This window comes from Qipengyuania intermedia, from assembly GCF_019711615.1.
Taxonomy (GTDB): domain Bacteria; phylum Pseudomonadota; class Alphaproteobacteria; order Sphingomonadales; family Sphingomonadaceae; genus Qipengyuania; species Qipengyuania intermedia.
On record NZ_JAIGNS010000001.1, the window covers coordinates 371,350 to 394,488 of the forward strand.

A 23,139-nucleotide genomic window follows, 5' to 3' on the forward strand; every position below is an offset into this window, starting at 1 on the left:
TATGTGAACCGTCAGGCGGCAGCAGGTGCCGCGTCGCGCACGCCCTGGTCGACATGGGCCGCAAAGGGCTCGAAATTGTCGACGAAGAGCTGCACCAGCTTGTGCGCGGTGCGGTCGTATTCGTCCTTGTCGTCCCAGGTTGAACGCGGATCGAGGATCTGGCTGTCGACGCCCGGGACCGCGATCGGCACTTCGAAGCCGAAGTTCGGGTCCTTGCGGAATTCCGCTTCGTTGAGGCTGCCGTCGAGTGCGGCATTCAACAGAGCGCGGGTCGCCTTGATGGGCATGCGGTTGCCGGTGCCGTACTTGCCGCCGGTCCAGCCCGTGTTGACGAGCCAGCACTGCGCGCCGCCTTCGGCGATGCGCTTCTTCAGCAGGTTGCCGTAGACCGACGGATGGCGCGGCATGAACGGAGCGCCAAAGCAGGTCGAGAACGTCGCTTCGGGCTCGGTCACGCCGATTTCGGTGCCGGCCACCTTTGCGGTGTAGCCCGACAGGAAATGATACATCGCCTGGTCGGGCGTAAGACGGGCGATCGGAGGCAGGACGCCGAAGGCATCGGCCGTCAGCATGATCACGTTCGAGGGCGGCGGGCCCATGTTGTCTTCCGAGGTGTTCGGGATCGACGAAAGCGGATAGGCGCCGCGGGTGTTCTCCGCGAGGCTGTTGTCGTCGAGGTCGATTTCGCCGTTATCGTCCATCACCACGTTTTCGAGGACGGTGCCCTCCATGCGTGTGGTGGCGTAGATTTCGGGTTCCGCTTCGGGGTTGAGGCGGATCATCTTGGCGTAGCAGCCGCCTTCGAAGTTGAAGACCGCCGTGTCCGACCAGCCATGTTCGTCATCGCCGATCAGCGTGCGGCTGGCATCGGCCGAAAGCGTGGTCTTGCCGGTACCGGACAGGCCGAAGAACACCGCGCTCTTGCCGTCGGGGCCGATGTTGGCCGAGCAGTGCATCGGCATCACGCCCTTGGGCGGCAGCAGGTAGTTGAGGATGCCGAAGACGCTCTTCTTCATTTCGCCGGCATATTTGGTGCCGCCGATGAGGATCAGCTTTTCTTCCAGGTTGACCGCGATCACCGTCTCGCTGCGGCAGCCATGACGCTCCGGATCGGCCTTGAAGGTCGGCAGGTCGATGATCGTGTATTCGGGGACGAAACCGTCGAGTTCGGCTTCGGTCGGGCGCACCAGCAGCGTGCGGATGAACTGGTTATGCCAGGCAAGTTCGTTGATGACGCGCACGTTGACGCGGTATTCCGGCTGCGAACCGCCGAACAAATCGGCCACGAACAGCTCTTCCTTATCGGCCAGCGCCGCCATGAAATCCTGTTTCAGGGCAGCGAAATGTTCCGGCTTCATCGATGCGTTGTTGTCCCACCAGACCGTGTCTTCGGTTTCGGCGTTGCGGACGATGAACTTGTCCTTCGCGCTGCGGCCGGTGTGCTTTCCGGTCTGGACGACCAGCGGGCCATGCTTTGCGCGGCGGCCTTCGCCCCGTTCGAGCGCGGCTGCGGTCAGTTCTTCGGAGGTGAGATTGGGATGGATCGTCGCATCGATCTCGAAGCCCTGCGAGGCAAGCGAGGTGGAAAGCGGAAAGGTCACTGAAATCTCCAGCGCTGGTGAGCGGAATGTGTCCGGGAATCGCTGGCGCATACGAATGCGCCGCCCTTACCGATCCTTTAGTCCCGCCCCGCCGCAACGTCAAACGACCATCAGCCGGGAATACCCAGAACGTGTGCGGCGTGCGTTGTCTTGCGCAAGGAAAAGCGTTACCCGACACAAACCATGGAAAACCAAGGCGAACAGGCCACCGCCCCGCAGGGCGCCACACCGCAGGCGGACGACCGCACGACCATTGCGCTGGTCGATGACGACCGCAACATCCTGACAACAGTTTCTATCGCGCTGCAGGCAGAAGGTTTTGCCACGCGCGTCTATTCCGACGGGGAGGCCGCGCTGACGGCGCTGCTCGACAATCCGCCGGATCTCGCGATTTTCGACATCAAGATGCCGAAGATGGACGGCATGGAACTGCTGCGCCGGCTGCGCGAAAATTCCGCCCTTCCCGTCATTTTCCTGACCAGCAAGGACGACGAGCAGGACGAGGAAGCAGGGCTACAGATGGGTGCGGATGATTACATCGCCAAACCCTTCTCGCTCCGCCTGCTGCTGGCGCGCATCCGCGCGATCCTGCGGCGCTCGGACGCGCGGCGCCCCCTGCCGCTGGAAGTCGGGGAAAAAGCCGCCGAGATCATCGAGCGTGGCCGCCTGCGCATGGACCCCGCCCGCCATCACGTCACGTGGGACGGCAAGCCGGTGTCGCTGACCGTAACGGAATTCCTCCTGCTGGAAGCACTCGCGCTGCATCCGGGCGTCATCAAGAGTCGCAACCAGCTGATGGATGCCGCTTACCCCGACGACACCTATGTCGATGATCGGACGGTCGACAGCCATATCAAACGCATGCGGCGCAAGTTCCGCAGCGTGGACAATGACTTCTCCTCGATCGAAACGCTTTACGGCGCCGGCTACAGCTTCAGCGATGGCTGAGAAAGGCAGCGTCCTCCAGGGCGATCCGCGGCTTGAGAAATTGCGTTGGTCGCGCCGCCTTTCGCTCACCAGCCGCATCCTGTTCGTGAACGTCCTGCCGCTGGTGCTCCTTGGCGGCGGCGTCCTCTATCTCGACAGCTATCGCAAGCAATTGCTGGACGAGCGCTTCAAGCTCGCCCTGGTCGAAGCGCAGATCACGGCAGAGGCGCTGGCAGGCGCCACGGTCCAGCGCCAGGAAGCTCTGCTCATCCAGATCGGCAAGGAACAGCGCCTGCGCCTCAGGGTCTACGGGCCCGCGGGCGAACTGGAATCGGACAGCTTCGCGCTCGCCCCGCCCAGCTTCGACCTGCCCGAACCGGCAGAGGTCGACCAGCGCGACATCGCCTACCGGATGGACCGCTGGTTCGACCGCATCGTGGGCGCACCTGCCCTGCCCGATTACGTCGAACCAGAAAGCGACGAAGCTTCCGCCTGGCCCGAACTGGTCCGCGCCCGCGAGGAGAGCCTGACACAGATCGTCCTGCGCGACGCGCCCGACGGCACCCACGTAATCAATGCCGCCGCGCCCGTCGGGCTGGATGGCGACACCTTGCTGCTGACCCGCAACCCGGTCGACATTACCGAAAGCGTGCGTTCGGCCCGTACCACGGTCGCACTGATCGTGCTGCTGTTCCTGCTGGTTTCGACCCTGCTGTCCTTCTTCCTTGCGCAGACGATCGTGCGTCCCTTGCGCGAACTCGTGCAGGCCGCAGTGCGCGTGCGCCAGGGTCGCGAGCGTGCGGTCGAAGTGCCCCGCCTGCCCCAGCGCCGCGACGAGATCGGCATGCTCGCCCGCTCCATTTCGGACATGACATCCGCCCTCAGGCACCGGATCGATGCGGTGGAAAGCTTCGCTGCCGATGTGGCGCATGAGATCAAGAACCCGCTGGCGAGCCTGCGCAGCGCGACCGAAAGCCTCGCCAGGGTCGACGACCCCGAATTGCGCGCCCAGTTACTGGACATCGCGACACACGACGTGCGCCGGATCGACCGGCTCGTCACCGAGATTTCCGACGCCAGCCGCATCGACGCGGAATTGTCGCGCGCCGAATTCGAACGCGTCGATCTCGATACGCTCGTGCGCAATATCGTCGCCAGCCGCGAGGAGCGCGGGGAGAACGAGGGCCGCAAGGTCGAGATCCACGCCGGCCACGGCCCCTATGCCATCATGGGCGTCGCCATGCGGCTCGAACGGGTGATCGACAATCTGCTCGACAATGCGGTGTCGTTTTCGCCCGAAGATGCCCCGATCACGGTCAGCCTTTCCCGCCGCGACGGGATCGTCGATCTTGCCGTGGAGGACTGCGGCCCCGGCATCCCCGAAGCCAAGCGCGAGAAAGTCTTCCACCGCTTCCATTCCGACCGCCCGGAAGGCGAGGATTTCGGCAACCACTCCGGTCTCGGCCTTGCCATCGCGCGCACCATTGCCGAAGCGCATGACGGCACGCTGCACGCAGAAATGCGGCCCGGCGGCGTCGAAGGCGCCTGCCTCGTGCTCAGCCTGCCCGCCGCACGGTGAGCGAAACGCTGTTCAATGTGAGCTGTGTGGCCCTAGGCGGTCGCGCAATCCTGATCGGCGGAGCGCCGGGCAGCGGGAAAACGTCGCTGGCGCTTGCTCTTATCGATCGCGGGGCACAGCTGATAGGCGACGACGGCGTAACGATGCGCGTTACGGACGGTAGAGTGATTGCCAGCCCTCCTTCGCAAACCGTCGGGAAGATCGAGATCCGCAACGTGGGCATCGTCGACCTGCCCGCTACCAGCGCCCCGCTCGCCCTGGTACTGGAACTGAAAGAAGACGCGCCGCGCTATCCGCTCGAAGAGAAACATCGCGAGATCCTTGGCGTGCCGGTCCCGCTCATCGAATTCCGGCCGGGAGACGCCATCCAGGCCCTGCGCGCGCAATACGCGTTGGATAAACACGGGCTGAGGGTTCCATCCCTGTCTCCAGCCGGTGCTAAGAAGGCGCCATGAGCGGCGACTCGCACAAGCAACGCGTACTCCTTGTCACCGGCCTTTCCGGTGCGGGGAAGAGTACCGCCTTGCAGGTCCTCGAAGACCTGGGTTGGGAAGCGATCGACAACTTCCCCATCCGTCTCCTGTCCGGCCTTGTGGGGACCGAGAGCGATCATCCCTCACCGATCGCCATCGGCTTCGATTCGCGGACCCGCGGCTTCGTGCCGTCCGAAACCATCGAACAGTGCCGGGCGCTGTCGCAGCGCGAAGACATCGAGCTGATGACCCTGTTCATCGACTGCTCCACTGCCGAACTGGAGCGGCGTTACAACGAGACCCGGCGTCCCCATCCCATGGCGCGCGGGCGGCCTGTCGCCGGCGGCATCGCTGCCGAGCGCGAGCTGCTGGAACCGCTCAGGCGCTGGGCCGACAGCGTGATCGACACGACCGGCTTTTCGACCAACCAGTTGCAGCAGCTGGTGCGCGAACGCTTCGCCGACAGCGAGGCGCGCGACATGACGGTCACCGTGTCGAGCTTCGGTTTCGCGCGCGGCATGCCCCCGCTCGCCGACCTCGTTTTCGACATGCGTTTCCTCGACAATCCACACTGGATCGAGGGCTTGCGCGAACAGACCGGGCTGGACGAAGACGTCGCGGCGCATATCTCTTCCGACCCGGCCTTCGGACCGTCTTTTGCGCGTATTTCAGACACTTTGCGCGAATTGCTGCCGCGCTATGCGGCGCAGGGGCGCAGCTACCTCAATATCGCCTTCGGGTGCACCGGCGGGCGCCACCGCTCGGTCTATAGCGCCGAACGCGCAGCCGAGGTCTTGCGCGAGGAAGGATTTTCGCCCACGGTCATTCACCGAAATCTGGGAAGCCGCCCCGCCGATCCGCTCGAGCGCCGCTGATTCCCTCGCCGCACAATGGTCGACAGACAAAGCTAACACCTTCGGAAAGCACAGCACGGCTCACTTCCCATGATCGGAATGATTCTCGTTACCCACGGCAAACTGGCCGAGCATTTTATCGATGCGATGGAACATGTCGTTGGCCGGCAGGAAGGTGTCGCCACCATCTGCATCGGTCCGAACGACGATATGGAACGCAGGCGGAAGGACATCGCCGACGCGATCGAGAAGGTCGATGAAGGCGATGGCGCGATCATCCTGACCGACCTGTTCGGCGGCACTCCGTCCAACCTCGCGATCTCGCTGCTCGATACCGGCAGGATCGAAGTCATTGCCGGGATCAACCTGCCGATGCTGATCCGCCTTGCCGGAGCCCGCAAGTCGATGAACGTCGTCGATGCGGTCAACGCCGCGCAGACCGCGGGCCGCAATTACATCACCGTGGCCAGCGAATTCCTCGGGCAGGAAATCGACAGCGAACGGAAGGCAAGTTGAGCGAACTTCGCAAGACCCTCACCGTCGTCAACCAGCGCGGCCTGCATGCACGCGCCAGCGCCAAATTCGTCGGCGCGGTCGCGGAAGTGCCCGAAGGCTGTTCGGTGCGCGTCGCCAAGGGCGGCAACGAAGCAGCCGGCGGCAGCATCCTCGGCCTGATGATGCTCGGCGCGGCCAAGGGCGACACGATCGAACTTATCGTTGCGGGAAACGGTGCCGACGCTGTCATGGCCGACCTGTCAGCCATGATCGAGGACGGTTTCGGAGAACCCTGACATGATGGGCGAGCGCAGCGACGCGCGCCGGATCATCACCGGCTTTTCCAATCCCACGGTCAAGGCGCTGCGGGCCTTGCGCGAAAAGAAGCACCGCAAGGCAGCCGGCAAGTTCCTGGCCGAGGGCCTCCGCCTGCTCACCGATGCGCGCGAGAGTGGTCACGTCCCCGAGACGCTGGTCCTGTCCGACAAGCGCGACCCGCATCCGCTGCTGTCAGAACTGGAACGTGCGGTAGAGGCATCGGGAGGCGAGATCATCGAAACCTCGCCCGATATCCTCGTCAAGATAACGGGGAAGGATAACCCGCAGGCGGTCGCGGGCGTCTTTGCCGAGTTCGACACCTCGCTTGCCGCACTCGACCGCACTTGCGCCGATATCTGGCTCGTGGCGCAGGCGCTGCGCGATCCGGGAAATCTTGGCACCATGCTCCGTACTGCCGATGCCATAGGCGCAGGGGGCGTGATCCTCATCGACGACTGTGCCGACCCCTTCGGCGTGGAGACGGTGCGAGCCAGCATGGGCGCGATCTTCACGCGCCGCGTTGCGCGAGCCGAATGGGCCGATTTCGAACAATGGCTGCGTGCTGGCGAAGGCCAGCTGGTCGCCGCCTCGCTGCGCGATGCACAGCCCTATCGCTCCGCCCCCTATGCCGCGCCCTGCTTCGTCATGGTCGGCAACGAGAGCCGGGGCCTGCCCGAGGAATACGAGATGGCCTGCGACCTTCGCGTGACCATGCCGATGAAAGGCCGCGCCGACAGCCTCAACGCAGCCGTCGCAGCCGCAGTGCTCGGCTACGAGGTGCTGGCCGCACTCGACAGCGGAAGCGCTTGATCCCGCGTCCGAATTGCTGCCTAAACGCGGCAAGGGAGAGGACGGGATGATGAAAAGCTTGAGGTTGGCCGGATTAGCTGGAGCCTTGCTCCTGTCAGCCTGCGTCACTGGCCCCGTCGCAGTGGCAGAAACCGATCCGGCCGATCTGATCCTTACCAACGCGCGGGTCTACACGCTCGCCTGGGGCGACCCCGACCGGGAGGGCAATCCTGCCGCCGACGCGCCTTTCGATGGCTCGAACTGGCGTCCCGATGCCGAAGCGGTCGCGATCAACGATGGCGCAATCGTGTTTGCCGGAAGCGCGCAGGACGCTCTTGCGTGGCAGGGTGCCGAAACGCGTATAGTCGATCTTCACGGCGCGACCGTCCTGCCGGGTCTTGTCGACACCCATACCCATGTGGTCGAATTCGGCGCGAAGCTCGACGCCGTGGATCTCACCGATGTCGCGACCGAAGCCGAAGCCGTCGCACTGGTTGCCGAGCGGGCCAAGACGCTGCCTGCCGGAGAATGGATTATCGGCGCAGGCTGGGACGAAGGCGCCTGGGCCAATGCCTATCCCGACAAGGCTTTGCTCAGCGCGGCCGTGCCCGATCATCCCGTCGTCATGCGCAGCCTGCATGGCTTCGGGCTGTGGGCGAACCAGGCGGCTCTCGATGCGGGAGGGATCACGGCGCAGAGCGCAGTGCCGGATGGCGGTGAGATGCGGCTCGGCGACGATGGTGCGCCCAGCGGCCTTTTCCTCAACCGTGCGACGACCATGCTGGACGGGGCGATCCCCACAGCGTCGCTCGAAACCCGCATGCGGCAGACGCGCAAGGGCCTGATGCAGATGGCGCGCGACGGCTATGTCACGATCCATGAAGCAGGCGCTGATACTCACGCGATGGAGACCTTCGCCGCGCTGGAGGCGAACGACAATCTGCCGATCCGCGTCTACGCAATGCTCTCGCTGCGAGACGAGCCGCTGATGCGCCGCTGGATCGCGAGGGGACCGGACAGCGACACCGGTTCCATGCTCGTGACGCGGTCAGTGAAGGCCTATTACGACGGGGCGCTGGGCTCGCGAGGGGCGCGCCTGCTGGAAGATTACGCGGACCGTCCCGGCCATCGGGGCGTCAGCGGGAGCGGCTACGGCTTCGATCGCGAATTGAACGAAGCGGCGATGAAAGCGGGCTTCCAGACCGGCATCCACGCCATCGGTGACGCGGGCAACCGCGAGGCGCTGGACATTCTCGAAAGCGTCTTTGCGGAAGCACCCGCTGCACGGGCCAACCGGCACCGTATCGAACACGCACAGGTGATCGCCCCCGAAGACATGGACCGCTTTGCCGAACTTGGTGTCATCGCGTCGATGGAACCGCCCCACGCGGTAGAGGACAAGACCTGGGCCGAAGACAGGCTCGGGTCGGAGCGTATTCGCGGCGCCTATGCCTGGCGCACCTTGCTGCGAAACGGCGCACGCATGACCTTCAACGCCGACAATCCGGGCAGCGATCACAGCATTTTCTACGGTCTCCACGCTGCCATGACGCGGCGCGACAAGGACCTGCAGCCCGACGGCGGATGGTATCCCGAAGAGGCGGTGACCATTGAGGAAGCCATCCGCGCCTACACCTCGTGGTCGGCCTATGCGGGCTTCCGCGAGGACGAGACGGGCATGATCGCGCCGGGCCGTTGGGCCGATCTGACAGTCATGGACATCGACCCCTTCACCCTCGCCCGGAGCGATCCTGCGGGGCTGCTGGACGGAAAGATCGTGATGACCATCGTCGATGGCCGGATCGTCTACGAGCGATAGCGCCTATTCCGCCGCTTCGCGGCCGTCCTCGATCTGCGCGGCGTCTTCCGTGTCTGGAAAGTTAGCAAGCATGCGGGGGGTATGACCAATCGGAAGTGCCTCACTCAGATCCTTTGCACTTGTATCAACATTGAGCTCCTCGAACCGCTCTCCGGTGCGACGCAGGTTAGTGTCGAAACTTCCGATTAGTTTGTCGAAGTGTTGGTTTGTAGAACTGAGGCTCTTTCTCATCGCGGCCAAGTGCCCGGCAACGACCCCAAGCCTGTCGTAAAGCTCTTTGCCGAGTTGAGCTATCTCTTTGGCATCCGCCTGTACCCCAGCCTGGCGCCAAACTGTCGAAACGGTCAGAGCAATAGACATGAAATTGAGGGGGCTAGAAAGGACGATCTGCCGTTTCAGAGCGTAATCTAGAAGACCGTTGTCCTGAGTGAGGGCAGCATAAAGTACGTGCTCCCCGGGAATGAACATGACCACGAAGTCGGCAGATCCTTCGACATGATCTTGATATCTTTTGGCCGACAGTTCGTCGATGTGTCCTCGTAGCTCGCGCGCGTGAGTTTTCAGCAGCGCTTGTCGCTCCTCGTCACTCTCAGCTTCGTTGGCTGCGCGATAAGTGTTGAAGACATTCTTGACGTCGACAACCAAGCGGCGACCGCCCGGAATATTTATAACCGCATCTGGCCTTAGCAAGTTTCCGTTTTCGTCGCGCACAGTCGTCTGAAAATTGAAATCCGCCTTGTCATAAAGACCACAACTCTCGAGAAGATTTTCAAGCTGGAGCTCCCCCCAATCGCCTCGCGCTTTGGTTGCACCTTTCAGAGTTGTCGTGATCGCGTTTGCGCCCTCGATGACCCTGTTTTGCCCCTCACTTACTTGTCGGATCACCCCCTTGAGTTGCTCAAAATCACTCGAGCGGGTTTTTTCTAGTTCTTCGACCCTTTTGCGATAGCGCTCCAAGGTGTCGCCAACAGGCCCAACCTTCTTTTCAAGTTCGGCTAAACTCTCTTTGTTCAGCGATGCGAGATGAGACTGAGCACCTTCGAGAAATTTCGAGCGTGCGCCGTCGAGTAACTTCTCTCCTATCTCACCAAACTTCGCTTGAAGTTTATCCTCGGCTTCCTGAAGTCTTTGCATTTCACGAGCGAATTGCTTCTCTCGTTCTGCATAGCGCTCATTCAGGGCCTCCTCTCGAGCTTCCGCAGAACTCTCCAACGAAGCCAGCTTATTGGCCAGCTGCTCTCGTTGATGGCGCAAAGCCTCGAGCTCTTGTGCACGCTCATCGGACAATGCTGCTCTCTCCGAAACAGCGGCTAAGTCGCGCGTCATTTCCTTGATCTTATCTTCTGATGCGCGGGCTTCGCCATCGCGCTCCGCATAGCGCGCCTTCCATTCCGCCACCGGGCGCGAGCCGAAAAACCAGCCGGCAAGCCCTCCGACAAGGAGGCCGCCGAACAATGCGATAAGTATGAAAATCATCGGGTCCATCCCGCGACATTAGGCGGAACGGAGAGAGAACGCCAGAGGGTGCGGAAAGCTATCTACCGCTGGCGTTTCACCACGAGGTTGTAGAGGAAATAGAACCCCACCGTAAAGGCAAGGAAATAGGCGGCGAAGCGGATTGCGAGCTCGTCGAAACCCGCACCGTCGCTGAGATAGCGCCAGGTGCAGCTGATCAGGGCGAACAGCAATCCGGCCAGTGCCGCCTGCGACCAGCTAATCCGGTCAGGCTGCCTCACGCAGCTTCTTCAGCTTCTTCAGGGCCATGTTGCGCTTGAGGCGCGAAAGGTGGTCGATGAAGAGAATGCCTTCCAAATGGTCCATCTCGTGCTGGATGCAGGTGGCCATCAGGCCTTCCATCTCTTCTTCGTGCACATTGCCGTCGAGGTCCTGGTAGCGCACGCGGCAAGTGGCCGGGCGATCCACATCGGCGAAGATGTCGGGGACCGAAAGGCAGCCTTCCTGATAGCTCGCCAGCTCGTCCGCCGGATCGAGGATTTCGGGGTTCACGAAAACCCGCGGTTCCTTCTTCGTCGGATAATGGTGGTGGTGATGGCCGCCGTGATCGCACTCTTCCGGCTCTGCATCGGTGTCTTCCGGCTGGAGATCGATGACGAGCAGGCGCTTGGGCACGCCGACCTGGATCGCGGCGAGGCCGATGCCGGGCGCGGCATACATGGTTTCGAACATGTCCTCGACCAGCGTTTTCAGCTCGTCGTCGAACTCGGTTACGGGTTCGGACACGGTCTTGAGCCGGGGATCCGGCACTTCGAGAATTTCACGGATAGCCATGAGGGGTCAGATAGGCGCTGGCAGCCGATTCTTCAACGCGATTGCTGCGATGTCAGTTATCGGGCTGCTGACGCTTGTCGAACCACGTCATCGAGCGCTTGCCGCAGGCTGGACAGCGGACCAGTGCGTGCCGATCGGACGTGGCCTTGTAGATGATGGCCCCGATATCCCAGGCATCGTACTGATGTTGGCATTTCTTGCAGGTCGCCTGGTACTGGCGGGTTTCCGCCTCCCAGAGCGCCGCAGTCTCTTCGCTGACGATCGCGGTCATCATTCTCTGGATCAGACCCATGGCCTATGCCAGCGGCCGCCGCGCACGCAGCGCCTGCGCCAGCGTGCCCTCGTCGAGATAGTCCAGTTCGCCGCCCACCGGCAGGCCATGCGCCAGCTGGGTGATGCGGATCGGGAAATCCTCCAGCCGTTCCGCAATGTAATGCGCAGTGGTCTGGCCTTCGAGCGTTGCGTTCATGGCGAGGACCACTTCGTCCACCCCGCCCGCCTCGACGCGCGAGAGCAGGCTGGCGATATTGAGGTCTTCCGGCCGAATCCCGTCGAGCGCCGACAGCTTGCCGCCGAGCACGTGGTACTTGCCGGTGAACAGCTTCGCCCGGTCGAGCGCCCACAGATCCGCCACGTCCTCCACCACGCACAGCCCCTTGCCGTCGCGGCGCGGGTCGGCGCAGATGCCGCAGGGGTTGGTGGTGTCGACATTGCCGCAGGTGTCGCATTCGACAAGCGCCTCGCCCACGGTGGCGAGCGCTTCGAGCAGCGCGGGCAGCGCGCTTTCGCGGCGCTTGACCAGCCACAGCACCGCCCGCCGCGCGCTGCGCGGGCCGAGGCCGGGAAGGCGCGCCAGCGCGGAAGCCAGAGTCTCGATCTCTTGCGATGCCATAGATGCACAGATAGGGGCGCAGGCGCGACCAAGAAAGGCCATAGAACACGTCATGCGCATAATCTTCATGGGAAGCCCGGATTTCGCCGTGCCCACGCTGCAGGCGCTGGTCGATGCGGCGCATGAGGTCGTGTGCGTCTACACCCAGCCGCCCCGCCCCGGCGGTCGTCGCGGCAAGGAGCTGACCAAGACCGCCGTGCACGAACGGGCAGACAGGCTGGGGATCGAGGTGCGCCATCCCAAATCGCTCAAATCGATTGAAGAGCAGGAAGCTTTCGCCGCGCTCGATGCCGATATCGCGGTCGTGGCGGCCTATGGCCTGCTCCTGCCGCAGGCTATCCTCGATGCGCCGGAACACGGCTGCCTCAACGTCCATGCTTCCATCCTGCCGCACTGGCGCGGCGCGGCGCCGATCCACCGTTCGATCATGGCGGGAGACGAGGTTACGGGCGTCACCATCATGCAGATGGAAGCGGGCCTCGATACCGGCCCCATGCTGGCCACCGTACGCACCCCGATCGAGGACAAGACCACGGGCGAACTGACCGAGGAACTGGCCGAACTGGGCGCGCAGCTGATGGTCGGCACGCTGATCGATCTCGACGCGCTGCACGCGGTCGAACAGGACGATGCCGAAGCGACCTATGCCGCCAAGATCGACAAGGCCGAGGCGCGGCTGGACTGGGCCCGTCCGGCAAAAGAGGTCGTGCGTCATGTGCATGGCCTCTCGCCCTTCCCCGGCGCGTGGTTCGAACATGACGGCCAGCGGGTGAAACTGCTGCGTGCAGAGACATGCGAGGGGTCGGGTGACGCGGGAGAGGTGCTGGACGACCGCCTCGCTATCGCGTGCGGTGAAGGCGCGATCCGGCCGCTCGAACTGCAGCGGGCTGGCAAACCGCGCATGGACCTCGACACTTTCCTGCGCGGGAATGCGATCAAGAAAGGCGCGCGCCTTTCGTGACCCGTTTCGCGCTCACCCTGGAATTCGACGGCACGCCGTTCTTCGGCCTGCAACGCCAGCCCCATGGGCCGAGCGTGCAACAGGCCGTTGAAGAAGCGGCTTTTGCGGTGACCGGCGAGGAAGTGCGGCTGGCCAGCGCCGGACGTACAGACACGGGCGTGCACGCGCTGGCGATGCGCAGCCATCTCGACATCGAGAAGGATATCGAACCCTTCCGCCTGATGGAGGCGCTCAACGCAAAGCTGCGCCCCGATCCGGTGGCAGTGACGCATTGCGAGATCGTGCCGGACGATTGGCACGCGCGCTTCACCTGCACCGGGCGCAGCTATGTCTACAGGATCGCCAATCGCCGCGCGCCGCTGACGCTGGAGAAGAACCGCGCCTGGCAGGTGCCCCAGCCGCTCGACGAGGCGGCCATGCACCAAGCCGCGCAGGCTTTGGTCGGCAACCATGACTTCACCACCTTCCGGTCCGCCCATTGCCAGTCGGCCAGTCCGCAAAAGACGCTCGACCGCCTCGATGTCGAACGCGAGGGGGATCACGTCCTGATCCACGCGGCGGCGCGCAGTTTCCTGCATCACCAGGTGCGCTCCATGGTCGGCTGCCTCGCGCTCGTCGGCATGGGCCGCTGGGCCGTCGGCGACGTGAAAAAAGCCCTAGAGGCGCGCGACCGGCAGGAACTGGGCCTCAACGCGCCGCCTCATGGCCTCTATTTCGTTGCGGCGACCTATCCGGACGACAACTGACGTAACGGCACCCTAGCCAAGCCCGATTTCGAGGCGTAGCGAGGCCGCAAACAGGTTTCGTAACGCAACGAAAGGGAAATGGATGACCACCGGCAAACAGCTTTTCACCACTCTGGAATCCGACGGTACGCTGACCGTCGAGATCGCCGAAAGCACCGTCCCCGAACCGACCGGCAACCAGGTCCTGGTCAAGATGGAAGCGGCCCCGATCAATCCGTCGGACCTCGCCATCCTCACCGGTGCTGCCGATTTCGAGAATGCCGAATATTCGCCCGGCAAGGTCGTCGCGAAGATGCCCGAGCCGTTCAATTCGGGTCAGAAGGCTCGTCACGGCCAGCGCCTTCCCGCAGGTAACGAAGGTGCCGGAACCGTCGTCGCCACCGGCGACAGCGACATGGCCAAGGCGCTGATGGGCCAGCGCGTCGCCTGCGTGCCGGGCAATGCCTACAGCCAGTACGCCATCGCGGACGCCGCCATGTGTCTGCCGCTCGGCGATCACAGCGCGGAAGCGGGCGCGTCCAGCTTCGTAAACCCGATGACCGCGCTCGGCTTTGCGGAAAACGCCAAGATGGACGGCCAGAAGGCGATCCTGCACACGGTCGGCGCATCGAACCTTGGCCAAATGCTGGTCAAGATCTGCCAGGAAGACGGCCTCGGCCTCGTCAATATCGTGCGCAAGCAGGATCAGGTCGACCTGCTCAAGGGGCTCGGCGCCAGCCATGTCGTCAATTCTTCCGACGATGATTTCATGGCCAACCTCAAGGCTGCCATCGACGATACCGACGCTTTTTACGGCTTCGACCCCATCGGCGGTGGCCAGATGGTCGACACCTGCTTCAAGGCGATGGAACAGGTCGCCGTGGCCAAGATGACCGAATATTCGCGCTATGGTTCGAATCAGCAGAAGCGGATGTTCATCTATGGCCGCCTCGACTTCGGGCCGACCACGCTGACGCCGTCCTACGGCTTCGGCTGGACGCTGTCGGGCTGGCTGCTGACGCCATTCCTCCAGACCGCGGGCATGGAAACGGTGATGCGGATGAGGAAGCGCGTGCTCGACAATCTCACCACCACTTTCGCCAGCAGCTACAAGACCAAGGTCGACCTCGAAGGCATGCTGACCAAGGAAGCGATCCTCGACTACCGGCAGATGAAGACGGGCGAGAAATACCTCGTCCTGCCCAACGGCTGAGGCTTACCGCCCGTCGAAGGCGCGCTGGATGGCGGCGGGATCGCTGATCCTGCTTGCCAACAGCAATTGCAGCAGGATGCGCGCCTTCTGCGGGTTGAGCGCGCGGGCGGCGACGAAGCCGTTCGGCGTGTCCTCGGCCTCGCGGTCGACCAGCCCTTCATCGGTCCGGCTCGCACGAACCACGGCGATGCCGCCCTGAGCCAGCAGCGCCAGTTCCTGCCGCACGCGCTCGGGCATATTGCCCTCGCCCACGCCTGCAACGACGATACCGCGCGTTTCTTCGCCAACGAGGCGAAGCACTTCTTCGGCGCACAATCCGGCATGGGCATAGGCGATCACCACCTGCGGCAGGTCGTCGCACCACGCAAATGCGGCCGCCTCGTCTTCGCGCCACGGAGCGCCGAACCATTCGAGCGAGGCGGGCGTAACGAGCCCGACGGATTCGCGCGGAAAACCGCGGAATGCATCGGTCCCTCGCGTGCGGACCTTGCGCACGTCACGCGCGCCGAACACGCGGTCGCCCATCACCACCAGCACACCGCGACCCGCGGCATCCGGATCGCTCGCGACACGCACGGCATTGGCGAAATTGCGCAGTCCGTCATAGCCCACCGCATCCGCTGGGCGCATGGCGCCCACGACCACCACGGGCTTCGTCGCCGGCAAGGTCAGGTCGAGCAGGAACGCCGTTTCTTCGAGCGTGTCGGTGCCGTGCGTCACGACCACCCCGTCGCAAGCATCGTCGGCAAGGCTTTCCGATATCGCAGCGTGGAGCGGGTTCCACACCGTCGGTCCGATATCGCCTGAATCGATATTGGCGATCTGGCGACCCGACAGTTCAGCTTCCAGTCCGAGGCCGCCCACTTTCTCCAGGTAATCATCGATCCCGATTTCGCCCGAGCGATAATCGCTCGCGATCGCCGAACCGGCGATGCCGGCGATAGTGCCACCGGTTGCAAGGACTTGGAGTCTGGTCGTCATGAGCGCCGCGATAGCGAGAAAGATTTCTCAGGTCACGGGACCAATCATCTGTTACGATCCCCTCCGAATCTGAAGCGCCCGCAATCCGGGCATCGATACGGAGGGAAGCGATAGCCTTGTCCTCTGAACTGAAGCGTTTCCCGATGACCGGCCTGTTCTTGGAGGGCCGGTTGCGTCACGACCTGTCGGAAGAAGAGAGGGTCGAATTGGAATCGCTGGTTTCCCGTGTGGAAATTCATCCCGATGGCCACCGCCTGATCTCTCGCGGCGATATCTGCGATCATTCGACCATGCTGATCGACGGCTTCATGCTGCGAACCCTGGATTCGGGGGATCGGCGCTATGGTGTCAGTTTCCACGTCCCTGGCGATTTCGTGGACTTGCACTGTTTCGCGCTCAAGCGATTGGATCATAACATTGAATGCGTCGGGCAGGCCAAAGTCGGGCTGGTCCCGCACGAACGCATTGCCGAAGTGATGAAAGAGAAGCCGCATCTGGCCCGCTTGTTCTGGTTCTCCACCCTGCTCGATGCAGCCATGCATCGCGAATGGATCATGAAGCTCGAACAGCTCAAGGTGCCGCAGCGCATCGCGCATATCTTTGCCGAGGTCTGGTGCAGGCTCGACATGGTTGGCCTTGCCTTTGAAGACGGCTTCGATACCCCGCTCACCCAGGCAGACCTGGCCGACATGTGCGGCGCCACTCCAATCCACGTCAATCGCGCGATCGGCGAATTGCGCAAGAGCGGGATCGCCGATTTCAATCGCGGAGAGGTGCGCATCTGCAATCGCGAGAAACTGGAAAATTTCGCGCATTTCGAGAAAGACTATCTCTATGGCGACGGCGCATTGTCATTGCGGCAGGATGGGCTCTGAAGGCCCGATGAGATCCGCTGTACGCGGCGGGCTATAACATATGACAACCTGCGGGCTATCAAAAATGCGCTCTGAACGCAGAAACGAACAGAAAGCTAACATGCGTCAATAGACCTCGGGCGAGCGGCTTGCTTTATCGGCACACAATGGACGCAATTCGTGGTGACATACGGTCTTCCGATTTCCCGCTGACCGGCGAATTTCTCGCCGGACGATTGAGGGAACATCTCGATCAGGATGACCTGAATTACATCGAAGACCTTATCGAAACCGTGGAAGAACACGGCGACGGTACACGCCTGCTCGAAACAGGCGACGTCACGAACAAAAGCACGATGCTGATCGAAGGCTATGTGTTTCGCACGATCGAGTCCGGCGACCGTCGCTACATTGTCGGCATCCAGGTGCCGGGAGATTTCGTCGACCTGCACGGGTTCGCGTTGAAGCGCCTTGATCACAGCATTGTTGCGGCAGGCCCGGTCAAGATCGGCAGCGTCAGCCACGAGAGCCTGCGCACGGTCATGCAGGATCGCCCGAATATCGCACGTGCCATGTGGTTTGCCACGCTGCTCGACGCCTCGATCCATCGCAAGTGGATCCAGATCCTCGAACAGCTGGATGCGCCGAAACGTATCGCCCATCTCTACGCAGAACTGCATACGAGGCTGGAGCTCATCGGGCGCACCGTCCCACGCGCATTGCGCACGCCGTTCACCCAGCTGGACCTGGCCGATATGTGCGGGGTCAGCGCAATCCATGCCAATCGCGCTGTCGGCAAATTGCGCGAATTGGGTGTTGCCGAAATCCGGCGGGGCGACCTTTACACCGACGACTGGGACCGCCTGAAACGTTATGCGCGCTTCAATGCCGACTACCTCTACGGCGACGGCGCGCTGAAGCTGGACGAAGGCTGGAACTGAAGCTCGCGCTTGACCCGGCGCGAAACGGCGCTACATGCGCGCTTCACCCCACAAGGGGGCGCTTAGCTCAGTTGGTAGAGCATCTCGTTTACACCGAGAGGGTCGGCGGTTCGAGCCCGTCAGCGCCCACCATTATTCCCCCACAACCTCTCTCACGGCAGCGCGCGCTTCCTCGCTCGCCCAGTCGTAGTCGCCCACGACGCGCCACACCTCCAGCCCCTGCGCATCGTAGAGGATCGTGGTCGGCAGCGGCGTGTTGTCGTAATGCAGGCCGAGCTCGTTCTGCGGGTCCATCCATGGCTCCAGATAAGCGAACTCGTTCGCCGCGAAATAGGGCGCTACCTTTTCCGCGCCGCCCGCATCCTGGCTCACGGTAATGACGTGCAACTGCTCGTCGAAATCGCCGGCAAGCGCATCGAGGAGCGGCATCTCCTTCTTGCACGGCGCGCACCACGTCGCCCACAGGTTCAGCAGCACCGGCGTGCCCTGCAATGCGCCCAGATTGATCTGCCGCCCGTCCGGATCGCTTACATTGATGGCGGGCATCAGGCTGTCGGCATAGGTGCGGTCGATCTCGCCGGTTGTGATCTGCGAAGCACCGCTTTCTTGCGCCTCATCGGGCGCGCTCCTATCGCAGGCGGACACAACAAGACCCAGGGTGACGATTAGCGTGAGCGATAAGCGGGACAATCAAGGCTCCAATGCAATGTGGGGCGGCAGGTTCGCCGAAGGGCCTAGCGCGATCATGCGCGAAATCAACGCCTCGATCCCCTTCGACAAGGCCCTGTGGCGCGAGGACATCGCCGGCAGCCGCGCCCATGTCGCCATGCTGGCCAGGCAGGGCATCGTCAGCGAGGCGGATGCCGCGGCGATCGACAAAGGCCTGTCGCAGATCGCCGAGGAATATGAAGCGGACGGCGTCCCCGAGGACTGGGACCTCGAGGACATCCACATGACCGTCGAGGCGCGGCTGACCGAAATCGTCGGTCCGGTCGCGGGGCGCCTGCACACTGCGCGCAGCCGCAACGACCAGGTGGCGACCGATTTTCGCATGTGGGTGCGCAGCGCCAATCGCCGCGCGATCGCAGGGATAGACGCGGTGCTCCACGCACTGGTCGCCCGCGCCGACGAGCATGCCGACACGATCATGCCGGGCTTCACCCATTTGCAGACCGCGCAGCCCGTGACGCTCGGCCATCACCTGCTCGCCTATTTCGAGATGCTGGTGCGCGACCGCTCGCGCTTTTCAGCCGCGCTGGAGCGGATGGACGAATGCCCGCTCGGTTCGGCGGCGCTTGCCGGAACCGGCTTCGATCTCGACCGCGAGATGACTGCAAAGGCGCTGGATTTCGCCAGGCCCACCCGCAACAGCCTCGATGCGGTGTCGGATCGCGATTTCGCGCTCGATTACCTCATGGCCGCAAGCCAGTGCGCCTTGCACCTTTCGCGCCTGGCGGAAGAGTTCATCATCTGGGCCAGCCAGCCCTTCGGCTTCGTGAAACTGCCCGACACGCTGTCGACCGGCAGCTCGATCATGCCGCAAAAGCGCAATCCCGACGCCGCCGAGCTAGTGCGCGGCCATGCGGGGCGCGTCATAGGGTGCACCACCGCGCTGATGGTGACGATGAAGGGCCTGCCGCTGGCCTATTCCAAGGATATGCAGGACGACAAGCCGCCGGTCTTCGAGGCTGCGGGCCTGATGGACCTTTCGCTCGCCGCAATGGCCGGAATGGTGGCCGACAGCGGCTTCGACAAGGTCCGGATGCGCAAGGCCGCAGAGGCAGGTCACGCCACGGCGACCGACCTCGCCGACTGGCTCGTGCGGCAGGCGGACATTCCTTTCCGCGAGGCGCATCACATCACCGGCGCTGCCGTAAAGCTGGCCGACGAGAAGGGCGTCGCCCTCGACGGCCTTGCCATCGATGACCTCAAGGCCATCGACAGCCGGATCGACGAGCGCGTTTTCGACGCGCTTTCGGTCGATGCTTCGGTCGCCGCGCGCGCTTCCTATGGCGGGACCGCGCCGGAGCGGGTAAGGCAGCAGGTAGAAGATGCCCGCAAGCGGCTGGAGAAGTTCTGATGCGCCTTGGCGCCTTGATTATTGCCCTCACCCTGCTGTCCGCCTGCGGGCAGAAGGCTCAGCTGAAACCCCTTGCAGGAGAGACGCTGCCGCCTGCGCCCTTCGGAGCCGAAGTGCAACCGGATGCCGACGACCTGCTCCAGGTCGCTCCCCAGGCCGCGCCCGAACGCAGCACCGAATTGCGCACGCGGTCCGAAGAACGCGAGGACGATCCCTTCGACCTTCCGCCCGAGTAGGTTGCAGCGCGACAAGTAAGGCTTGCTAGACTTGGCCACGGCCATTCGGCAAACGCGCTGGCCATGGACCATTTCCAGATCCGCGATGGCGTCCTCCATGCAGAGGACGTGCCGCTTACCCAGATCGCAGAAGCGGTCGGCACGCCCGTCTACGTCTATTCGCGCGCCACGCTCGAACGCCACGCCCGCGTCTATCGCGAAGGGCTATCCGCGCTCGACAATCCGCACATCGCTTTTGCGGTCAAATCCAACCCAAACCTCGCAGTGCTGCGCGTGCTCGCCAACATGGGCTATGGCGCCGACGTCGTCTCGGGTGGAGAGCTGACCCGCGCCCTGGCCGCCGGGATGAAGCCCGAAGACATCGTGTTCTCCGGCGTCGGCAAGACCCATGACGAACTGCAGCAGGGCCTCGAACACGGCATCGGCCAGTTCAACATCGAGAGCGAGGAAGAGGGCTACGAACTGGCGGCGATCGCCCGCCGCTTCGGCAAGACGGCCGCCTGCGCCCTGCGCGTCAATCCCGATGTCGATGCACGCACGCACGAGAAAATCTCGACCGGCAAGCGCGAGAACAAGTTCGGCGTGCCGATCGACCGAGCGGTCGAAATCTATGCGGCGCTTTCGAAGGAAGACGGCTTGGATATGCGCGGCGTGGCCGTTCACATCGGCAGCCAGCTCGCCGACCTAGAACCGCTGGAAACCGCTTTCGGCAAGGTCGGACAGCTGATTGCCGACTTACGCGCGCAGGGGTGCAAGGTCACCCATGCCGACCTCGGCGGCGGGCTTGGCGTGCCGTACAAGAGCGGCGAGGAATATCCCTCGCCTGCCGCCTATGGCGAAATGGTTGCGCGGGTATCCAAGGGTTGGGACGTGCGCTTGATGTTCGAACCTGGCCGCGTGATTGCCGGGAATGCCGGTGTCCTCCTCACCCGGGTGGTGCGCGTAAAGCGCGGGATCGAGCGGCCGTTCGTCGTCGTCGACGCGGCGATGAACGATCTTGCCCGGCCCGCCATGTACGGCGCCTGGCATGATTTCGAGGCGGTGGAGCCTACCGGCGAGCGCATGACCGCGCACATCGTCGGCCCGATCTGCGAGACCGGTGATACCTTTGCGATGGACCGCGAATGCGATGCGCTGATCGCCGGAGAATTGGCGGTTTTCCGTACCGCAGGGGCTTATGGCGCGACCATGGCGTCGAGCTACAATTCGCGCGGTTTCGTTGCCGAGGTGCTGGTCGACGGGGACCGTTTCGCGACCGTCGCCGACCGGATTGCGGCAGGGGCGATCATGGACGCGGAACGCGTTCCGGAGTGGCTCGACTGATGTTGCATTCGCTCCCGCTATTCCATCGCATTTCCGGCCAGCGGGTCGTGGTGGTGGGCAGCGGCGAAATGGCGGAGGCGAAGGCGCGGCTTGTTGGGCGTGCCGGGGGCATTCCATGCGCGGAGACCGAGGCCCATCACGCCAAACTCGCCTTTGTAGCGTTGGAAGATGAGCGCGCGGCAGAGGCGGCGGCGCTGCGGCTGAAACGGCTCGGCCTGCTGGTAAACGTCGCAGATAGACCGGACCTGTGCGACTTTACATTGCCCAGCCTGCTGGAGCGCGATCCGGTGTTGGTCGCGGTGAGCACGGGCGGAGCATCGGCCGGACTGGCGAAGCACCTGCGCCTGCGGCTGGAAGCGATCCTGCCGCAAAATCTTGGCGGATTGGCCGAGGCATTATCCAACGCGCGAGACAAAATCCGGGCGAAATTCCCCTCCGGCGACGACCGGCGCCGTGCGCTAGATGGTGCGCTTTCTCAGGGCGGCGCGCTCGATGTAATGGCCGCGAAGAGTGTAGAGGATGTAGACCGCTGGATAGAGGATGGCGGCGACCCTGTAGCGGACGATGTCCTCGAGATCGCGCTGACAAGCGATGATCCAGACGACCTGACCATCCGCCAGGCGCGCGCGCTGGGTGAAGCCGACCACGTGCTTCACGACAGCAGCGTTCCGGAAGCGATCTTGATCCGCGCGCGAGCCGATGCGGCGCGTCATCTCCTGCCGTGCGAGGATCCACCGACAAGCGGCCGCCGGGTCATGATCAGGAAGGGCTAGGCCACCGCCGCGATCTGGTGGTTCGAGCCGATGCCGGCTTCACGGAAATAGCGTGCCATCGCATCGGCCGTGCTGTCGGCCAGCGCGATATGCGCACGGCGACGGTCGGCGGGGTCGGGAATGCGCAGCAGCAAGCCGCTGTCGACCATTTGCGTGATCCAGCGCAGCGCCGTGGTGGCAGGAACGCCCGCCGCGATGCAGAGCGAAGTAACGCTGACGCGTTCATGCCCGGCGCGCGCGGCCGCGAGATCGAGCAATATGTCCCATGCCGGATCGGCAAAGAGGTCCGCATCGAAGAACTTGGCGCGCATCTGGCGGCGGCGGATAACCGCGCGGATAGCAGCCGCCTCGGGCAGGCTCGCTCCATTGCCCGCCCCGGCTGCGGTATCCTGTCCGCGCCATGCCTGTGCCGCCGCTTCCAGCCGGAAGGCGCCCCCGCCTTCCCGCTGTCCGGGAGACAGGCGTTCGATCCGTTCTGCCATCTTGCCGACCTGTTCGGTCAGGCGAAGCAGCATCAGCCGATCTTCTTCCGCCAGTTCGCGCAATCTCAGGTTCGGCACATCGGCCAGCACACGGCCCACCGCGATGATCCGCTCCGCACGTCCAGGTTCGACCAGGATCTGCGCGCCCGACATGGAAAAACAGCCGAACACCGCATCGAGCGCATCCATGCCGGTCGAGATCACCATTTGCGCACCCGATTTCCCGGCGCGCATATCGAGCCGCGCGAGCAGCGCCATCGTTTCCGCATCGGCCACAAGGCAATCGACCAGCACAAGGTCACCCAGCGCCGCGATCGACCCGCTGGCAAATTCGTCCAGGCGGCAGCATTCCAGCACGCGAAAGCCCGCTGCAACCGCATCGTCGCGCATCTGCGCGCGCACGGCATCACGGTCCGCCAATATGGTCACGCCAAGCTGGCATCCGGCCCCGTCATACACCGGCTCGCAACTGAAATCGGCCTGCATGGAATTACCTCTCACGAGTCTCTGTAGGAGAACTTTGTGAGAACAAAC

26 protein-coding genes and 1 tRNA gene are annotated in these 23,139 nt (G+C 63.5%); 18 read left to right on the forward strand and 9 right to left on the reverse strand.

Annotated elements, in window-relative coordinates; genetic code table 11:
- Nucleotides 1–11: 11 nt before the first annotated feature.
- Nucleotides 12–1,652: a phosphoenolpyruvate carboxykinase gene (locus tag K3179_RS01800; protein ID WP_221562217.1), complete on the reverse strand. Its 1,641-nt coding sequence runs from the start codon at nt 1,650–1,652 to the stop codon at nt 12–14.
- A gap of 132 nt (nt 1,653–1,784) precedes the next feature.
- Between K3179_RS01800 and K3179_RS01805 the strand changes: the two genes are divergently transcribed.
- The 8 genes from K3179_RS01805 (at nt 1,785) to K3179_RS01840 (ending at nt 8,855) form a co-directional block, all read left to right on the forward strand.
- Nucleotides 1,785–2,549, forward strand: a complete 765-nt coding sequence (locus K3179_RS01805; RefSeq protein WP_100260752.1) for a response regulator transcription factor — start codon at nt 1,785–1,787, stop codon at nt 2,547–2,549.
- Nucleotides 2,542–4,107 (forward strand): sensor histidine kinase, encoded by a 1,566-nt coding sequence (locus K3179_RS01810; protein WP_221562218.1) that lies wholly within the window; start codon nt 2,542–2,544, stop codon nt 4,105–4,107. The genes K3179_RS01805 and K3179_RS01810 overlap by 8 nt, the downstream gene beginning before the upstream one ends.
- On the forward strand, nt 4,104–4,562 hold the full coding sequence (locus K3179_RS01815) for an HPr kinase/phosphorylase (RefSeq protein ID WP_345721786.1): 459 nt from the start codon (nt 4,104–4,106) through the stop codon (nt 4,560–4,562). Before K3179_RS01810 ends, K3179_RS01815 begins: the two co-directional genes overlap by 4 nt.
- Nucleotides 4,559–5,455, forward strand: coding sequence for an RNase adapter RapZ (rapZ, locus tag K3179_RS01820; RefSeq protein ID WP_221562219.1), 897 nt, complete (start codon nt 4,559–4,561; stop codon nt 5,453–5,455). The genes K3179_RS01815 and rapZ overlap by 4 nt, the downstream gene beginning before the upstream one ends.
- Before the next feature lie 69 nt (nt 5,456–5,524).
- Entirely contained in the window at nt 5,525–5,950 is a 426-nt protein-coding gene (locus K3179_RS01825) for a PTS sugar transporter subunit IIA (RefSeq protein WP_221562220.1), read from the forward strand.
- Complete coding sequence (locus tag K3179_RS01830) at nt 5,947–6,225, forward strand: HPr family phosphocarrier protein (RefSeq protein ID WP_221562221.1); 279 nt, start codon at nt 5,947–5,949, stop codon at nt 6,223–6,225. The genes K3179_RS01825 and K3179_RS01830 overlap by 4 nt, the downstream gene beginning before the upstream one ends.
- A 1-nt stretch (nt 6,226) precedes the next feature.
- A complete protein-coding gene (locus tag K3179_RS01835) occupies nt 6,227–7,057 on the forward strand; it encodes a TrmH family RNA methyltransferase (protein WP_221562222.1) in 831 nt (276 codons plus the stop codon).
- A 46-nt stretch (nt 7,058–7,103) separates the two neighbouring features.
- The gene (locus K3179_RS01840; RefSeq protein WP_221562223.1) at nt 7,104–8,855 is read left to right on the forward strand and encodes an amidohydrolase; all 1,752 of its coding nucleotides are present in this window, start codon (nt 7,104–7,106) and stop codon (nt 8,853–8,855) included.
- Nucleotides 8,856–8,858: 3 nt separating this feature from the next.
- Here K3179_RS01840 and K3179_RS01845 read toward each other — a convergent pair whose 3' ends face one another.
- The 5 genes from K3179_RS01845 to recR form a co-directional block, all read right to left on the reverse strand.
- Nucleotides 8,859–10,331, reverse strand: a complete 1,473-nt coding sequence (locus tag K3179_RS01845; RefSeq protein ID WP_221562224.1) for a DNA recombination protein RmuC — start codon at nt 10,329–10,331, stop codon at nt 8,859–8,861.
- A 62-nt stretch (nt 10,332–10,393) separates the two neighbouring features.
- Nucleotides 10,394–10,591, reverse strand: coding sequence for a hypothetical protein (locus K3179_RS01850; RefSeq protein WP_090482032.1), 198 nt, complete (start codon nt 10,589–10,591; stop codon nt 10,394–10,396).
- Complete coding sequence (locus K3179_RS01855; RefSeq protein WP_090482029.1) at nt 10,578–11,144, reverse strand: peptide deformylase; 567 nt, start codon at nt 11,142–11,144, stop codon at nt 10,578–10,580. The genes K3179_RS01850 and K3179_RS01855 overlap by 14 nt, the downstream gene beginning before the upstream one ends.
- Nucleotides 11,145–11,196: 52 nt before the next feature.
- A complete protein-coding gene (locus K3179_RS01860; protein WP_221562225.1) occupies nt 11,197–11,436 on the reverse strand; it encodes a hypothetical protein in 240 nt (79 codons plus the stop codon).
- A gap of 3 nt (nt 11,437–11,439) precedes the next feature.
- Complete coding sequence (recR, locus tag K3179_RS01865; protein WP_221562226.1) at nt 11,440–12,036, reverse strand: recombination mediator RecR; 597 nt, start codon at nt 12,034–12,036, stop codon at nt 11,440–11,442.
- A gap of 52 nt (nt 12,037–12,088) precedes the next feature.
- On the opposite strand from recR, the gene fmt reads away from it, so the two are divergent.
- The 3 genes from fmt to K3179_RS01880 all read left to right on the forward strand — a co-directional run bounded on the left by fmt (nt 12,089) and on the right by K3179_RS01880 (nt 14,935).
- Nucleotides 12,089–12,997 (forward strand): methionyl-tRNA formyltransferase, encoded by a 909-nt coding sequence (gene fmt, locus K3179_RS01870; protein ID WP_221562227.1) that lies wholly within the window; start codon nt 12,089–12,091, stop codon nt 12,995–12,997.
- A complete protein-coding gene (gene truA, locus K3179_RS01875) occupies nt 12,994–13,743 on the forward strand; it encodes a tRNA pseudouridine(38-40) synthase TruA (RefSeq protein WP_221562228.1) in 750 nt (249 codons plus the stop codon). The genes fmt and truA overlap by 4 nt, the downstream gene beginning before the upstream one ends.
- 82 nt (nt 13,744–13,825) lie before the next feature.
- Nucleotides 13,826–14,935, forward strand: a complete 1,110-nt coding sequence (locus K3179_RS01880; RefSeq protein WP_221562229.1) for a zinc-binding dehydrogenase — start codon at nt 13,826–13,828, stop codon at nt 14,933–14,935.
- Nucleotides 14,936–14,938: 3 nt separating this feature from the next.
- Here K3179_RS01880 and K3179_RS01885 read toward each other — a convergent pair whose 3' ends face one another.
- The gene (locus K3179_RS01885; protein ID WP_221562230.1) at nt 14,939–15,916 is read right to left on the reverse strand and encodes an asparaginase; all 978 of its coding nucleotides are present in this window, start codon (nt 15,914–15,916) and stop codon (nt 14,939–14,941) included.
- 116 nt (nt 15,917–16,032) lie between these two features.
- Between K3179_RS01885 and K3179_RS01890 the strand changes: the two genes are divergently transcribed.
- The 3 genes from K3179_RS01890 (at nt 16,033) to K3179_RS01900 (ending at nt 17,843) form a co-directional block, all read left to right on the forward strand.
- Nucleotides 16,033–16,791, forward strand: a complete 759-nt coding sequence (locus K3179_RS01890; protein WP_247712766.1) for a Crp/Fnr family transcriptional regulator — start codon at nt 16,033–16,035, stop codon at nt 16,789–16,791.
- A 146-nt stretch (nt 16,792–16,937) separates the two neighbouring features.
- Nucleotides 16,938–17,711 (forward strand): Crp/Fnr family transcriptional regulator, encoded by a 774-nt coding sequence (locus K3179_RS01895; protein WP_221562231.1) that lies wholly within the window; start codon nt 16,938–16,940, stop codon nt 17,709–17,711.
- A gap of 56 nt (nt 17,712–17,767) precedes the next feature.
- Nucleotides 17,768–17,843: transfer RNA gene (locus K3179_RS01900), tRNA-Val, on the forward strand.
- Here K3179_RS01900 and K3179_RS01905 read toward each other — a convergent pair.
- Nucleotides 17,844–18,401 (reverse strand): TlpA family protein disulfide reductase, encoded by a 558-nt coding sequence (locus K3179_RS01905; protein WP_221562232.1) that lies wholly within the window; start codon nt 18,399–18,401, stop codon nt 17,844–17,846. It lies immediately after the preceding tRNA gene.
- A 16-nt stretch (nt 18,402–18,417) separates the two neighbouring features.
- Between K3179_RS01905 and argH the strand changes: the two genes are divergently transcribed.
- The 4 genes from argH (at nt 18,418) to K3179_RS01925 (ending at nt 22,123) form a co-directional block, all read left to right on the forward strand.
- Nucleotides 18,418–19,791, forward strand: coding sequence for an argininosuccinate lyase (gene argH / locus K3179_RS01910; RefSeq protein ID WP_221562988.1), 1,374 nt, complete (start codon nt 18,418–18,420; stop codon nt 19,789–19,791).
- On the forward strand, nt 19,791–20,027 hold the full coding sequence (locus K3179_RS01915; RefSeq protein ID WP_090482005.1) for a hypothetical protein: 237 nt from the start codon (nt 19,791–19,793) through the stop codon (nt 20,025–20,027). Before argH ends, K3179_RS01915 begins: the two co-directional genes overlap by 1 nt.
- 63 nt (nt 20,028–20,090) lie before the next feature.
- Nucleotides 20,091–21,350 (forward strand): diaminopimelate decarboxylase, encoded by a 1,260-nt coding sequence (gene lysA / locus K3179_RS01920; RefSeq protein WP_221562233.1) that lies wholly within the window; start codon nt 20,091–20,093, stop codon nt 21,348–21,350.
- On the forward strand, nt 21,350–22,123 hold the full coding sequence (locus tag K3179_RS01925) for a precorrin-2 dehydrogenase/sirohydrochlorin ferrochelatase family protein (RefSeq protein ID WP_221562234.1): 774 nt from the start codon (nt 21,350–21,352) through the stop codon (nt 22,121–22,123). The genes lysA and K3179_RS01925 overlap by 1 nt, the downstream gene beginning before the upstream one ends.
- On the opposite strand, the gene K3179_RS01930 is transcribed toward K3179_RS01925, so the two are convergent.
- Nucleotides 22,120–23,091, reverse strand: a complete 972-nt coding sequence (locus K3179_RS01930; RefSeq protein ID WP_221562235.1) for a helix-turn-helix domain-containing protein — start codon at nt 23,089–23,091, stop codon at nt 22,120–22,122. The genes K3179_RS01925 and K3179_RS01930 overlap by 4 nt on opposite strands.
- Nucleotides 23,092–23,139 lie beyond the last annotated feature (48 nt).